The organism is Pseudomonas putida, assembly GCF_050990305.1.
Classification (GTDB): Bacteria; Pseudomonadota; Gammaproteobacteria; order Pseudomonadales; family Pseudomonadaceae; genus Aquipseudomonas; species Aquipseudomonas putida_AH.
The window spans coordinates 6,180,611-6,193,739 of sequence record NZ_CP158817.1 but is presented as its reverse complement, the minus strand read 5'-3'; the positions used below and the strand labels follow the sequence as shown (position 1 = coordinate 6,193,739).

The 13,129-nt window shown below is 58.3% G+C and carries 12 protein-coding genes and 1 pseudogene; 8 read left to right on the top strand and 5 right to left on the bottom strand.

Translation table 11 applies throughout. The features are described from left to right. Positions 1-363: 363 nt before the first annotated feature. Positions 364-569: pseudogene (locus tag ABTV22_RS28160) on the top strand (malonate transporter subunit MadM); the annotation flags it as partial. Here ABTV22_RS28160 and ABTV22_RS28155 read toward each other — a convergent pair. Then, positions 544-1,485: a LysR family transcriptional regulator gene (locus tag ABTV22_RS28155; RefSeq protein ID WP_433737604.1), complete on the bottom strand. Its 942-nt coding sequence runs from the start codon at positions 1,483-1,485 to the stop codon at positions 544-546. The pseudogene ABTV22_RS28160 and the gene ABTV22_RS28155 overlap by 26 nt on opposite strands. 220 nt (positions 1,486-1,705) lie before the next feature. On the opposite strand from ABTV22_RS28155, the gene trhA reads away from it, so the two are divergent. After that, on the top strand, positions 1,706-2,323 hold the full coding sequence (gene trhA, locus ABTV22_RS28150; protein WP_433737602.1) for a PAQR family membrane homeostasis protein TrhA: 618 nt from the start codon (positions 1,706-1,708) through the stop codon (positions 2,321-2,323). Positions 2,324-2,474: 151 nt separating this feature from the next. Here the strand turns inward: trhA and ABTV22_RS28145 are convergent, their stop codons facing one another. Further along, positions 2,475-3,395, bottom strand: coding sequence for a LysR family transcriptional regulator (locus ABTV22_RS28145; RefSeq protein WP_433737601.1), 921 nt, complete (start codon positions 3,393-3,395; stop codon positions 2,475-2,477). A 109-nt stretch (positions 3,396-3,504) separates the two neighbouring features. On the opposite strand from ABTV22_RS28145, the gene ABTV22_RS28140 reads away from it, so the two are divergent. From ABTV22_RS28140 to ABTV22_RS28130, 3 genes are read left to right on the top strand one after another with little or no spacing between them, the layout of a single operon-like run. Further along, positions 3,505-4,743, top strand: coding sequence for a D-amino acid dehydrogenase (locus ABTV22_RS28140; protein ID WP_433737600.1), 1,239 nt, complete (start codon positions 3,505-3,507; stop codon positions 4,741-4,743). Positions 4,744-4,767: 24 nt separating this feature from the next. Next, entirely contained in the window at positions 4,768-5,118 is a 351-nt protein-coding gene (locus tag ABTV22_RS28135; protein WP_433737599.1) for a RidA family protein, read from the top strand. Between the two features lie 31 nt (positions 5,119-5,149). Beyond that, complete coding sequence (locus ABTV22_RS28130; RefSeq protein WP_433737597.1) at positions 5,150-6,052, top strand: transporter substrate-binding domain-containing protein; 903 nt, start codon at positions 5,150-5,152, stop codon at positions 6,050-6,052. Positions 6,053-6,145: 93 nt separating this feature from the next. Here ABTV22_RS28130 and ABTV22_RS28125 read toward each other — a convergent pair whose 3' ends face one another. Beyond that, complete coding sequence (locus tag ABTV22_RS28125) at positions 6,146-6,865, bottom strand: 16S rRNA (uracil(1498)-N(3))-methyltransferase (RefSeq protein ID WP_433737596.1); 720 nt, start codon at positions 6,863-6,865, stop codon at positions 6,146-6,148. A 155-nt stretch (positions 6,866-7,020) separates the two neighbouring features. Next, complete coding sequence (locus ABTV22_RS28120) at positions 7,021-8,427, bottom strand: adenosylmethionine--8-amino-7-oxononanoate transaminase (protein WP_433737595.1); 1,407 nt, start codon at positions 8,425-8,427, stop codon at positions 7,021-7,023. Between the two features lie 221 nt (positions 8,428-8,648). Here ABTV22_RS28120 and ABTV22_RS28115 point away from each other — a divergent pair, with 221 nt between their 5' ends. Continuing rightward, on the top strand, positions 8,649-10,406 hold the full coding sequence (locus ABTV22_RS28115; RefSeq protein ID WP_433737594.1) for a flavin monoamine oxidase family protein: 1,758 nt from the start codon (positions 8,649-8,651) through the stop codon (positions 10,404-10,406). A 419-nt stretch (positions 10,407-10,825) separates the two neighbouring features. Here the strand turns inward: ABTV22_RS28115 and ABTV22_RS28110 are convergent, their stop codons facing one another. Beyond that, entirely contained in the window at positions 10,826-11,314 is a 489-nt protein-coding gene (locus ABTV22_RS28110; RefSeq protein WP_433737593.1) for a hypothetical protein, read from the bottom strand. Positions 11,315-11,768: 454 nt separating this feature from the next. On the opposite strand from ABTV22_RS28110, the gene ABTV22_RS28105 reads away from it, so the two are divergent. Beyond that, a complete protein-coding gene (locus ABTV22_RS28105) occupies positions 11,769-12,320 on the top strand; it encodes a cytochrome b (protein ID WP_433737591.1) in 552 nt (183 codons plus the stop codon). Between the two features lie 32 nt (positions 12,321-12,352). Further along, on the top strand, positions 12,353-12,940 hold the full coding sequence (locus ABTV22_RS28100) for a YceI family protein (protein ID WP_433737590.1): 588 nt from the start codon (positions 12,353-12,355) through the stop codon (positions 12,938-12,940). Positions 12,941-13,129: the final 189 nt, after the last annotated feature.

Sequence of the window (13,129 nt, the reverse complement as noted above, 5' to 3'; positions counted from 1 at the left end):
TAGGTTACCTTTTGCCCGTTTTTCAGCGGTCCGCCAGATTGAACGTCGGCGTTTGTAAACCCACTTGAATCAACGACTGCTACTCCATCTGCCTTAATTGATCCGCCGTATCCACCGTCAGGGTATTGCAATACACCTGTTACAGTTCCTGAGATTCTGGCCATTTTAGTATCCCCTTCGTTCTTTATTGAAGTCAGTTGGTGATAGCAATTGATTGGTCAAACTTTGCAATAGTCAAAAGCGGCTAAAAAAGAGTGTCAAGATTTCCGCAAGATGAAACCTGTCATAAATGACAGTTCTTTATATCAACTCGCAATGCTTCATATTATGGAGTTCGAGTCTTGGGCGACCTGCTTGTGATTGGCGCTCTGGATGGATCTGGATAACCTGCGTTCGGCGATGGTGTTGGCGGACTGGCCGGGACGGTCAGCGGGGTGACCGCGGGGTTGGCGGCGACGGATCGGCGGCTGGTGCCTTACGGCGCGTTGACCGCGACCTTCCATACCGGGCTTGGCTGCCTGTTGGGGCCGTCGGTGCTGTACTTCATTGTTCGCGGGATTGTTGGTTAAGCCGATGGATCATCGTTGAATGTTCGGACGACATCGCCAGCAACGCCAGCAAATTCGGGTCCCTCTCCTTGGCCTTCAGAAACACCACGCCAATGTGCTGCTGCAACCGATACTTTTCTTGCAATGGGATCAGCTTCACCCTGTTCTCGTACACCGCCGCAATCCTCCCCGGCAGCAACGCATAACCCACCCCCGAGCTGACCATGCTCAGCAGGGTGAAGATGTCGTTGACCTGCATCGCCACCTTTGGCTCGAAGCCCGCCTGGTTGAATACCCGATTGCCGTCCTGATGGGTGGCGAAGCCCTGGGTCAGGGTGATGAAGGTTTCGTCGCGCACTTCCGCCAGATCCACTTCACTGCGTTGAGCAAACTTCGAATCGGCTGGCGTGGCCAGGAATATATCGTCGGAGAACAGCGGAATGTGCTCCAGGTCCGGGTCGTTGATGCTGTCGTCCAGAGACACCAGGATCGCGTCGACTTCCATGTTCTTGAGCTTGTACAGCAGGTCGAAGTTCGAGCCCAGGATCAGGTCGATGTTGAGTTCGCTACGACGGATTTTCAGGCCCATGATCAGTTGCGGCACGGTCTTCACCGTCAGCGAATACAGCGAGCCCAGCTTGAAGCGCTCAGCGGAGAATCCGGCGGCCTCGCGGGTCAGGCGCACGCTTTCGACCACGTCCTGAATCAGCTTCTGTGCTCGCTCTTCCAGCACATAAGCGCTTTCCAGCGGCGTCAGGTTGCGGCCTTCGTGCTTGAATAGCGGACAGCGCAGGGCGCTTTCCAGGGAGTGGATCGCCCGATGCACGCTGACGTTGCTGGTCTGCAGCTCGGCGGCCGCCCGGGCCAGGTTGCCGGTGCGCATAAAGGCCAGGAACACCTCGAGCTTTTTCAGGGTCAATTCTTCATCGATCAGCATGGGGCGGACTCTTTTTGGAATGACTCGATTGTGCCCGTTAAACACGGACCTTTGTAGGAGCTGAGCTTGCTCGCGATGGCGGTGTGTCTGCCAATATTGAGTTGTCTGACACACCGCCATCGCGAGCAAGCTCAGCTCCTACAGGGGGAGCGTTGAACATGAAACATTGCGCTTTTAGGCTTGAGGTCTGAGCCTTGCGATTTCGAGGGGTAGGCAACCGATGTATCACGGGGAAAAACTGAACGCCTGGACGCATCTGGTCGGGGCGGTGGCTGCGTTTGTTGGCGGGGTGTGGCTGATCGTGATGGCCAGCCTGGATGGCAGTCCGTGGAAAATTGTCAGCATGGCGATCTATGCCTTTACCTTGCTGGTGTTGTACAGCGCATCGACCGTGTACCACAGCGTGCGCGGACGCAAGAAAGCGATCATGCAGAAAATCGATCACTTCTCGATCTACCTGTTGATCGCCGGCAGTTACACGCCGTTTTGTCTGGTGACCCTGCGCGGGCCATGGGGCTGGACGTTGTTCGGGATCGTCTGGGGGCTGGCGCTGGTCGGCATCCTGCAAGAGATCAAACCGCGCTCGGAAGCGCGGGTTCTGTCGATCGTGATTTATGCGGTGATGGGCTGGATCGTGCTGGTGGCAGTCAAGCCGTTGCTCGCGGCACTGGGCGGTGCCGGTTTTACCTGGTTGGCGTTGGGTGGCGTGTTGTACACCGTGGGCATCATCTTTTTTGCCCTCGACGACCGTTTGCGTCATGCCCACGGGATCTGGCATTTGTTCGTGATTGCCGGGAGTTTGTTTCACTTTGTGGCGATCTGGTTTTATGTCCTTTAATCGCGAACGCCATACCACCACACCACCACACCACCACACCACCACAACACCACAACACAACACAACCCGTAGGAGCGAGGCTTGCCCGCGAAGCTTTTGGCGACCTTGAGGGCCCCTTCGCGGGCAAGTCGGGTCGCCGCATCGCTCGCTCCTACGGGTTGGCGGATGGGATCAGGCGATCCAGTTGTTCCTGAGCCCTGCGGCTGAAGATCTGTAGCAGGTCGTTCAGCGTGTGTGGCGGTGGTTCGGCGGCGCGTGTCACCGCGTACAGTGTGATGGGCAGCGGCGGTGCCAACGGGCGGATCGTCGTTGCGGCCGGGGAGGCGCCGAGTGCGGTGAACGGATCGATCACCGCCAACCCCGCACCCGATTCCACCATCGCCCGGGCCAGTGAATAAGTCTGCACGGCGATGCGCACCCGGGGTGGCGGCTCGACCGCTTCGAGGTAGCTGTCCAGTCGCGCGGCCAAGGGGTCGGCGCTGGACAAGCCAATCAGGGGGGCGCCGGCCAGGGCCATCAACGGCAGCGGTTGACCGGCATCCGCGTCCGGCCAGAAACCTTTCGGCGCCAGCGCCACCAACACGCCAGACGCCAAGGCCTGAGCCTTCAGCCCCGGATGATCCGGCCGTTGCAGGGTCAGGGCGACATCCACTTCGCGCATCAGCAGGTTCTGCACCAGTTCACGGCTATGGGCGCTGGACAGTTCGCAGGCGATATCCGGGTAACGTGCGGTCCATTCGTGAATGGCCGGCGGCAGCAATGACAGGGCCAGCGCCGGGGTGGCGCCGATGCGCAGGCTATGGCCCGGCTGGCGACGCAGGCTCTGGGCCAGGCGTCGCACGCCTTGCAGGCTCTCGCTGACCTTGTCCACTTCGCGTTCAAGCTCCAGGGCTTCCGGGGTCGCCTGCAACTTGCCGCGCACCCGCAGGAACAAAGGAAACCCCAACTGCTGCTCGGCATGCTGCAACACCTTGGTCACTGCCGGTTGCGAGACGTGCAGCAATTGTGCGGCCGCGCTGATCGAACCGGTCTGGCGGATGGCCTGGAAAATTTCGATGTGACGAAGACGCATGGCAAGTCCATAACCTTTGTTTATGGGTCAGGCATCTTTATTCATTGTTCGCCGCCTGTCACCTGGCTCTAACCTCGGCCCTGTCTTCACAACGGCTTTAAGGACGGACATGGCTCAGCGTGTGTGCATCATCGGCGGCGGCGTGATTGGCCTGGCAACGGCCTATGCGCTGGTGCGCGACGGTTTCGAGGTGACGGTGATCGAAGCCCGGGATTCGCTGGGCAGCGAAACCAGTTTCGCCAATGGTGGCCAGTTGTCCTATCGCTACGTCGCGCCGCTGGCCGACGCGGGTGTGCCGCTGCAAGCCATTGGCTGGATGCTGCGCGGCGATTCGCCCTTGAAGCTGCGTCCGCGTCTGGACCCGGTGCAGTGGCGCTGGATGGCGTCATTCCTGGCCGCGTGTCGAAGCTCGGTCAACCGTGAAAACGCGGCGCATCTGCTGCGTCTTGCGCTGTTCAGCCAAAGCACGCTCAAGAGCTGGCGCGAGGATGATGGGTTGGCCGGATTCCAGTGGCGACGTAACGGCAAGCTGGTGACGTTCCGCAACCCTGCAAGCTTTGCGCATGCGCGTAAAAAACTCGCCGATCCACAGCAGCAGGTGCTGTCGGCTGCCGAGTGTGCGGACCTGGAACCGGCATTGGCCGATGCCCCCTTTGTCGGTGCGATCTATACCCCCGACGAAGAAGTCGGCGATTGCCATGGCTTCTGTCAGCGCCTGGCCACGCGGCTCAAGGCATCCGGTCGTTGCGAGTTCCGTCTGGGACAAGCGGTGACCGGGATTCGCCACGCCAATGGCAGCGTCAACGCTGTCGAACTGGGCGGGGAAGTGCTGGCGGTCGATCAATTGGTCATCGCCGCCGGCCACCGCAGCCCGCTGTTGGCGTTGCCTGGCCTGCATCTGCCGCTGTACCCGCTGAAGGGTTACAGCCTGACCGTACCCATCGGGAGCGAACACCGGGCGCCGGATGTGAGCATCACCGATTATGACCGCAAGATCGTTTACGCCCGCATCGGCGAACAGCTGCGAGTGGCGGCGATGGTCGACATTGTCGGTTTCGACCCGGCTATCGATCCCCAGCGCCTGGCCCTGATCAAGCGCCAGGCCCGCGACACCTTCCCCGATGCCGGCGACTACGAGGCGGCGGTGGAGTGGGCCGGTATGCGTCCCGCGACACCCAGCGGCGTGCCGTTATTGGGTGCCACGGCTTATCGCAACCTGTGGCTTAACCTCGGACATGGTGCGCTCGGATTTACCTTGGCTTGCGGCAGTGGCCGCTTGCTCAGCGAGTTGATCGGCCAGCGCCAACCTTCCATTGACTTGCACGGGTTCAACCACCGGGCCGCTTGAATCCATTTTGAAGAGGACATTGCAATGACCATTACCCGACTGCACAACAACCCGCGCCTGTCTGGCGCCGTGACCTTTGGCGACCTGGTGTTTCTCTCCGGCCAGGTGCCCGGCGATGCCCCGGATGCCAGCGGCCAGACCCGCGAAGTGCTGGCGAAGATCGATGCGTTGCTGGCCGAGGCCGGCAGCGACAAGGATCACCTGCTCAGCGCAACCATTTACCTGAAGAACATCACCGAGGATTTTGCCGCGATGAACGAGGTCTGGTCGGCCTGGCTATCGCCGGGGCAGGCGCCAAGCCGCACGACAGTACAGGCCGAACTGGCCCGTCCTCAGGTGCTCGTGGAAATCACCGTCATCGCTGCACGTATCTGAAACAACCCAACACCCACAACGGAGAATAACAATGCAAAAAATCACGTTGCTCGGCTGCACCCTGGGGCTGTTGCTCGGCAGTCAGGTCCAGGCCAGCGAAGCACCCTTGACCGGCACCTTGGGCAAGATCGCCAATACCAAGAGCATCACGCTGGGTTATCGCGATGCGTCGGTACCGTTCTCTTACGTGGGCGATCACAGCGGCAAACCGATGGGGTACTCGGTGGATCTGGCGGGCAAGATTGTCGAGCGCATCCAGCAGCAACTGGCGCTGCCGGATCTCAAGGTGAAGTACAACCTGGTAACGTCGCAAACCCGCATTCCGCTGGTACAGAACGGCACTGTGGATCTGGAGTGCGGCTCCACGGGCGTGACCGCCGAGCGCCAGAAGCAAGTGGCGTTCTCCTACGGCTTCATATACGTCAAAGGCCAGCTGCTGACCGCCAAGGACAGCGGTATCAATAGTTTCGCCGACCTGCGCGGCAAGAACGTAGTGACCACCGCGGGCACCACCAATGAGCGCTTCCTCAAAAGCTATAACGTCGATAACAAGATCGACATGTTCGTGATCAGCGCCAAGGACCACGGCGAAGCCTTCCAGATGCTGCAATCGGGTCGGGCTGCTGCGTTTTACATGGACGACGCGTTGCTCTACGGCGAGCGGGCCAAGGCCCATGACCCGCACAAGTGGGTAGTGGTCGGGCAGGAGCAGTCGCGGGAAATCTACAGCTGCATGGTGCGCAAGGATGATCCGCAGTTCCTGGCACTGGTCAACAGCACCTTGGGCGATCTGTACAGCTCAGGGGAAATCAACGGTATTTACCAGCGCTGGTTCGAACAACCAATCCCGCCGAAAGGCTTGAACCTTGAGTTCCCGATGACCAGTGAGCTGAAGGCGATCATTGCCAAGCCAGTGAGTGATCCCGTGCAGTAAGGTCAAGATCAAAAGATCGCAGCCTGCGGCAGCTCCTACGAGGTGTATGCCATTCCTATGTAGGAGCTGCCGAAGGCTGCGATCTTTTAAGGTCTAGAAATCACCCCAAAGCTGCTGGGCCACCGCCAGTGCCACAACCGGCGCCGTCTCGGTGCGCAGCACCCGCGGCCCAAGGCGTGCGGCATGAAAACCGCCAGCCTTGGCCTGATCGACCTCCGCATCCGACAAACCACCCTCCGGGCCGATCAGGAACGCCAGGGTCGTAGGCTTGGCATGACTGACCAGCGGCTCGGCCACCGGGTGCAGCACCAGTTTCAATTCGGCCTGGGTGTGTTTCAGCCAATCGGCCAACAGCACCGGCGGATGAATCACCGGCACCCGTGAGCGACCGCATTGTTCGCAGGCGCTGATCGCCACCTGGCGCCAGTGCAGCAGGCGTTTGTCGGCGCGTTCGTCTTTGAGCCGGACTTCGCAACGTTCGCTGAAAATCGGGGTGATTTCGGTGACACCCAGTTCGGTGGCTTTCTGAATCGCCCAGTCCATGCGCTCGCCACGGGACAGGCCCTGGCCGAGGTGAATGTGCAGTGGTGATTCCACTTGGCCGGCGAACTGCTCGTTGATCTCTACCACCACGCGCTTTTTGCCAACTTCCACCAGCGTGCCGCGAAACTCATGGCCGGAGCCGTCAAACAGCTGCAACGCATCGCCCTCGGCCATGCGCAGCACGCGACCGATGTAATGGGCCTGGGCTTCGGGCAATTCGTGCTCGCCGGTGCTCAAGGGGGCGTCGATGAAGAAGCGGGACAGTCTCATGTTGGGTCTCTACTGAATTCGATCGGAGTTGCTTTTGTGGCGAGGGGATTTATCCCCGTTGGGTCGCGTAGCGGCCCTGCCTTTCACAAAAAGGAAGGGGACTGCTGCGCAGTCCAGCGGGGATAAATCCCCTCGCCACAGGGGGGCAGTGACCGTTAGCCCGGATCACGGAAACCTGGGTGAAAGTCTTTCGGCACCGCCACGCTGATGCTGTCCCGAGTGGCAATGTCGATGCCCTCACTGGCCACTTCGGCCAGGAAGTCGATCTGCTCCGGGGTGATCACGTACGGCGGCAGGAAGTAAACCACGCTACCCAGCGGTCTGAGCAAGGCGCCGCGTTCCAGCGCGTGCTGGAACACTTTCAAACCACGGCGCTCCTGCCATGGGTACGCTTCCTTGGTGGCCTTGTCCTTGACCATCTCGATCGCCAGCACCATGCCGGTCTGGCGAATTTCGGAAACGTTCGAATGGTCGGCCAAGTGCGCGGTGGAGGAGGCCATGCGTGCAGCCAGGGCCTTGTTGTTCTCGATGACGTTGTCTTCTTCAAAGATGTCCAGCGTCGCCAATGCCGCCGCGCACGCCAGCGGATTGCCGGTGTAGCTGTGGGAGTGCAGGAAGGCGCGCAGGGTCGGGTAGTCGTCGTAGAAGGCGCTGTAGACCTCGTCGGTGGTCATGCACGCCGCCAGCGGCAGGTAGCCGCCGGTCAGGGCCTTGGATAGGCAGAGGAAGTCCGGACGGATGCCGGCCTGTTCGCAGGCGAACATCGTCCCGGTACGGCCGAAACCGACGGCGATTTCGTCGTGGATCAGGTGCACGCCATAGCGGTCGCAGGCCTCGCGCAGCAGCTTGAGGTACACCGGGTGGTACATGCGCATGCCGCCGGCGCCCTGGATCAGTGGCTCGACGATCACCGCCGCGACCGTGTCGTGGTGTTCGGCCAGGGTCTGTTCCATCGCCGCGAACATGTTGCGCGAGTGTTCTTCCCAGCTCATGCCCTCGGGGCGCAGGTAGCAATCCGGGCTCGGCACCTTGAGGGTGTCCATCAGCAAGGCTTTATAGGTCTCGGTGAACAGCGGCACATCGCCCACCGACATCGCCGCCATGGTTTCGCCGTGATAGCTGTTGGTCAGGGTGACGAAGCGCTTCTTGTTCGGCTGGCCGCGGTTGAGCCAATAGTGAAAGCTCATTTTCAGCGCGACTTCGATGCAGGACGAGCCGTTATCGGCGTAGAAACACCGGGTCAGGCCCTCGGGCGTCATCTTGACCAGGCGCTCGGACAGTTCGATCACCGGTTGATGGCTGAAACCGGCGAGGATCACGTGCTCCAGTTGATCGACCTGATCCTTGATGCGCTGGTTAATCCGCGGATTGGCGTGGCCGAACACGTTGACCCACCAGGAACTGACCGCGTCGAGGTAGCGCTTGCCTTCGAAGTCTTCCAGCCAGACGCCTTCACCGCGCTTGATCGGGATCAGCGGCAGTTGCTCGTGATCTTTCATCTGGGTGCAGGGATGCCACAACACCGCGAGATCGCGTTCCATCCACTGTTTATTCAGGCCCATTTCCACTCTCCTCGAGGCGGTCCGTGACATGCGCGGACATACAATCGCGCAAGCCTATGCAATGCGTCGCATTGGGACAACCCATTGTGTCGATTGAGCTACTTTGAATGGGGCGATAGACGCTGCTGGCGGGCGTCTTAAGGCTGACGTATCCTTCGCGGTTCTTGAGCCGCCTGGCTCGCCAAACCGCTATTTTTTCGTGTATTTCCGGAGTTCGCTGAATGTCTGTCGGATGGCTGCGCGCCTGTGCGCTGGTGATGTTGGGGCTTTTCAGCGTGTCTGCGCTGGCCAAGGATAAAACCGCGATCGTGGTCGGTGGTGGGGTCTCGGGCCTCACGGCTGCTTATGAGCTGCAAAACAAGGGCTGGCAGGTCACGCTGCTGGAAGCCAAGCCGACCCTGGGCGGTCGTTCCGGCATGGCCACCAGCGAGTGGATCGGCAACGACAAGGCCCAACCGGTCCTGAACAAGTATGTATCGACCTTCAAGCTGAGCACTACGCCAGCCCCTGAGTTTGTACGGACCCCCGGTTATCTGATCGACGGCGTGTATTACAGCGCTGCCGACCTGGCGACCAAGGACCCGGCGACTGCCGAAGCGCTCAAGCGCTACGAAAAGACCCTGGACGATCTGGCGCGTTCGATCGAAGACCCGCAGAACCCGGCTGCCAACAATACGCTGTACTCGCTGGACCAGATCAACGTGTCCAACTGGCTTGACCGCCTGAACCTGCCGGCCACGGCCCGTCAATTGGTGAACCAGCAGATTCGTACCCGTTATGACGAGCCTTCGCGCCTGTCGCTGCTGTACTTCGCTCAGCAAAATCGCGTTTACCGTGGCGTCTCCGACCGTGATCTGCGCGCTTCGCGTCTGGTCGGTGGCAGCCCGGTGCTGGCTCAGGCCTTCGTCAAACAGCTGAAAACCATCAAGACCAGTTCCCCGGTCTCGTCCGTCATTCAGGACAAGGACGGCGTCACGGTCAAGGCTGGCAGCACCGATTACAAGGCTGACTATGTGGTACTGGCCGTACCGCTGCGTGCCCTGAACAAAATCCAGATGACCCCGGCGCTGGACGCCCAGCACCAGGCTGCGATCAAAGGCACCAACTACGGTTGGCGCGACCAGATCATGCTGAAGTTCAAGACGCCGGTATGGGAGCCCAAGGCTCGGATGTCCGGTGAAATCTACAGCAACACCGGCCTGGGCATGTTGTGGGTCGAGCCAGCCCTGAAGGGCGGTGCCAATGTGGTGATCAACCTGTCCGGCGACAACGCCCGGGTGATGCAGGCCTTCGGCGACAAGCAGATGGCCGACCAGGTACTGATCCGTCTGCACGCGTTTTATCCAGAGGCACGCGGCTCGTTCACCGGTTATGAAATCCGTCGCTACAGCACCGACCCTTCGATGGGCGGTGCTTACCTGGCCTTCGGTCCCGGCCAGATCAGCAAATACTGGCGCCTGTGGGAGCGTCCGGTTCAGCGTGTAGCCTTTGCCGGCGAACACACTGACACCTTGTACCCGGGCACCCTGGAAGGCGCATTGCGTACGGGTCAGCGTGCGGCCGGTCAGGTTGAAGACCTGGCAGCCGGCAAATCGTTTGAACCGGCGAAGGCCGCGCCAGTGGCTGCCGCAGCGGCAGCCGGTGCGGTGGCGGCGAAGAAGGGCAACTTCTTCACCAACCTGTTTGGCGGCTCGGATGACGAGAAGAAGCCAGAGCCGGTGAAGGCGCCAGAACCGGTTGCTCCAGCGCCTGCCCCGGCTCCTGCGCCGGCAGCAGCACCTGCTGCGGTAGAAGCACCGAAGCCTGCTACCCCAGCGAAGGCTGAGCCTGCGAAAAAGGCACCGGCCAAAGCGGCTGCAAAACCGGCCACCAAGACCGAGGCCAAAAAAGCCCCTGCCAAGGCCCCGGTGAAAAAAGCCGAACCGGCGAAGAAGCCAGCGGCCAAACCGGCAGCGACTACTGAGACCAAGGCTCAGTAACGTCCAGGTGTAAAAGAAAGCGCGGCCCTAGGGCCGCGTTTTTTTATTCGGTTGCCTGTGCTCATCTCTGCAAAAGCAGTCATGGTTTCAAGTCCTACAGGCTTCCACGAAATACGAGACATTTCTCACAAAATTGTCAGATTGAGATGATCGATAGAACGGAGTCAGAAGTATATGTTCTTCAAAAAATTGGAGAAACATATGAAGTTGCTTTTGATGTTTTTGATTTTTGTTTCACTTTCTGGTTGTGTAATCGGTGATTGTAGGGATCCTCTTAAGTTGAACATGCTTCCTAAGCGAGATGCTGAGCTAGCGCACAAATGCAGAATGGATCCTTATAAACCAGAGTGTTCAGTCAATTAGTTGTTATGGTTTATTAATGGTTGATTGTAATCTGGGGTTTAAGCTCGATTGGCTAATTACCACTCAAAATTAAAGAACGGTATGCCTTGGATTTCAAAAAAACGCCTTTGCTTGGGGGAACGACCTGGAACAAATCCAAAACGAGCCCAGCATGGATTTCCCGTGCGCTGATCGTAAATGACCAGATTCCCGTCATCCTGAATAACCATACAAGCGTTGTACCAGAGTGATTTATCAGTGCTATGAGTGCTTTCAGCAATCCACGTTCTCCTTCTGGATGGATCATAAAGAAAGCCACTATTGCTGATAACAAACATCAGAGGTTCACGCATTTTTTTCGGATGCAAAGTTCTACTATAAGGTTGATTGCCGTCTGCAACCCAGGCGATAGCACCATTGTCCGTGATGACCAAGTTTCCATCGGCTTGCAATATCAATCGAAATCGCCCGTTCTGTGACATTAGATACTGTTCTGCCGACATTCTTTGGTTGGGAGGCAGCACGGATGAGCCGTTTGTTTGAAAAGGGGTGGATGTAATAGCCATGTTTTCACCTTGATTGATGAGCTGATGAATACTCATGTAATCAAAGTTTAATTTTTAAATGACGATATATTTTTATTGCTCAGCTTAATAGTGTTCATCTCAAATCGACGTCAGGCAGAAAAGGACGCCGCAGCTACTCAGAGCCCTGGATCGGTGAAGGTGGAGCCTGTCAGGGGAGAGAGCATCACCAACGCCCAGGCACAAAAAAAGCGCCTCAAAGGTCGCGTTTTTGCGTCTTGAAGAAAAACCATCGCCCAGGCTCGAATAAATTTTGGGGTGGAGGTGTTCTTGGGTTGGGCTACATTTTTAGACGTCTTTGGTCTTTTAATCTCGCCTTAACACGCTCATTTCAGACTGTTTATCGTATTTCTCGATATTTCAAAGCAAAATTTTCCGCTTTAATTCGATAGATAACTCTTTAGTCTTGGTTCGCAGTTCTCACAGGATTTGGGCAATGCAGCTACGTAACTCTACTTCCCGCTATGGTTTGGTCAGCATGGTCATGCACTGGGGTGTGGCACTGGCGGTGTTCGGTCTGTTCGCGTTGGGGTTGTGGATGGTCGGTCTCGACTACTACAGCACCTGGCGCAAAGAGGCACCCGATCTGCACAAGAGCATTGGCCTGGTGTTGCTGGGTGTGATGGTGCTGCGGGTGTTGTGGCGTTTTATCAGCCCACCGCCACCGACCTTGTCCAGCTATAGCCGCATGACGCGCCTGGGCGCCAAGTTTGGCCATGGCTTCCTGTATCTCAGTCTGTTCGCTGTGATGATTGCCGGTTACCTGATTTCCACCGCAGAAGGTGTCGGGATTCCGGTGTTTGGACTGTTTGAAGTGCCTGCGCTGGTGTCCGGACTACCGGACCAGGCAGATACCGCTGGCGTGATTCATCTCTGGCTGGCATGGGTGGTGGTCATTTTTTCCGTCCTCCATGCGTTGGCAGCATTGAAGCACCACTTTATCGATCGTGATGTGACCCTCAAGCGAATGCTGGGTCGCAAAGCCTGAAGTTCAACCTCGACTCCAAAGGAAAACAAAGCATGTTGAAAAAGACTCTGGCCGCTCTGGCAATCGGTTCCGCGCTGTTGTCCGCCGGTAACGTAATGGCCGCTGATTACGTGGTCGACAAGGAAGGCCAGCACGCCTTCGTTGATTTCAAGATCAGCCACCTGGGCTACAGCTACATCACCGGTACGTTCAAGGACATCGACGGCAAGTTCAGCTTTGACGCTGCCAAGCCTGAAGCCAGCAAGATCGAGTTCAATGTGAACACCGCCAGCGTGTTCACCAACAACGCCGAACGTGACAAGCACATTTCCAGCAAAGACTTCCTGAACGGCACCAAAGCGACGTTCGTGTCCACCAGCGTCAAGCCAACCGGTAAAAACGCGGCAGGCAAAGACACCGCCGACGTGGCCGGTGACCTGACCATCCTGGGCGTGACCAAGCCAATCGTGGTCAAGGCCACTTTCCTGGGTGAAGGCAAGGATCCATGGGGCGGCTACCGCGCCGGTTTCGAAGGTACCTTTGACCTGAAGCGTTCCGACTTCGGCAAGCAGAAGGACCTGGGCCCATCGTCCGATGCAGTTGAAATGTACGTCTCGTTTGAAGGTGTCAAAGCGAAATAACATTCGCGCCTGACAAAAAACGCCCGCTGCTCTTACGAGCGCGGGCGTTTTTTATTGGCATACACATCACCCTGTAGGAGCAAAGCTTGCTCGCGATGGGTACACCTCGGTTTCTATTGTGCCCCTGAAGACGCCATCGCGGGCAAGCCTTGCTCCTACAGGTCAAAGGTGAGGCATAAAAATGCCCCG

What these genes read in the sequence shown, in the direction of transcription:
- ABTV22_RS28100 (WP_433737590.1), top strand. Translation starts at nt 12,353, where the DNA reads ATGTTGAAAAAGACTCTGGCCGCTCTGGCAATCGGTTCCGCGCTGTTG.
- ABTV22_RS28140 (WP_433737600.1), top strand. Translation starts at nt 3,505, where the DNA reads ATGGCTCAGCGTGTGTGCATCATCGGCGGCGGCGTGATTGGCCTGGCA.
- ABTV22_RS28120 (WP_433737595.1), bottom strand. Translation starts at nt 8,427, where the DNA reads ATGGGCCTGAATAAACAGTGGATGGAACGCGATCTCGCGGTGTTGTGG.
- ABTV22_RS28145 (WP_433737601.1), bottom strand. Translation starts at nt 3,395, where the DNA reads ATGCGTCTTCGTCACATCGAAATTTTCCAGGCCATCCGCCAGACCGGT.
- ABTV22_RS28105 (WP_433737591.1), top strand. Translation starts at nt 11,769, where the DNA reads ATGCAGCTACGTAACTCTACTTCCCGCTATGGTTTGGTCAGCATGGTC.
- ABTV22_RS28130 (WP_433737597.1), top strand. Translation starts at nt 5,150, where the DNA reads ATGCAAAAAATCACGTTGCTCGGCTGCACCCTGGGGCTGTTGCTCGGC.
- ABTV22_RS28125 (WP_433737596.1), bottom strand. Translation starts at nt 6,865, where the DNA reads ATGAGACTGTCCCGCTTCTTCATCGACGCCCCCTTGAGCACCGGCGAG.
- ABTV22_RS28155 (WP_433737604.1), bottom strand. Translation starts at nt 1,485, where the DNA reads ATGCTGATCGATGAAGAATTGACCCTGAAAAAGCTCGAGGTGTTCCTG.
- ABTV22_RS28115 (WP_433737594.1), top strand. Translation starts at nt 8,649, where the DNA reads ATGTCTGTCGGATGGCTGCGCGCCTGTGCGCTGGTGATGTTGGGGCTT.
- ABTV22_RS28110 (WP_433737593.1), bottom strand. Translation starts at nt 11,314, where the DNA reads ATGGCTATTACATCCACCCCTTTTCAAACAAACGGCTCATCCGTGCTG.
- ABTV22_RS28135 (WP_433737599.1), top strand. Translation starts at nt 4,768, where the DNA reads ATGACCATTACCCGACTGCACAACAACCCGCGCCTGTCTGGCGCCGTG.
- trhA (WP_433737602.1), top strand. Translation starts at nt 1,706, where the DNA reads ATGTATCACGGGGAAAAACTGAACGCCTGGACGCATCTGGTCGGGGCG.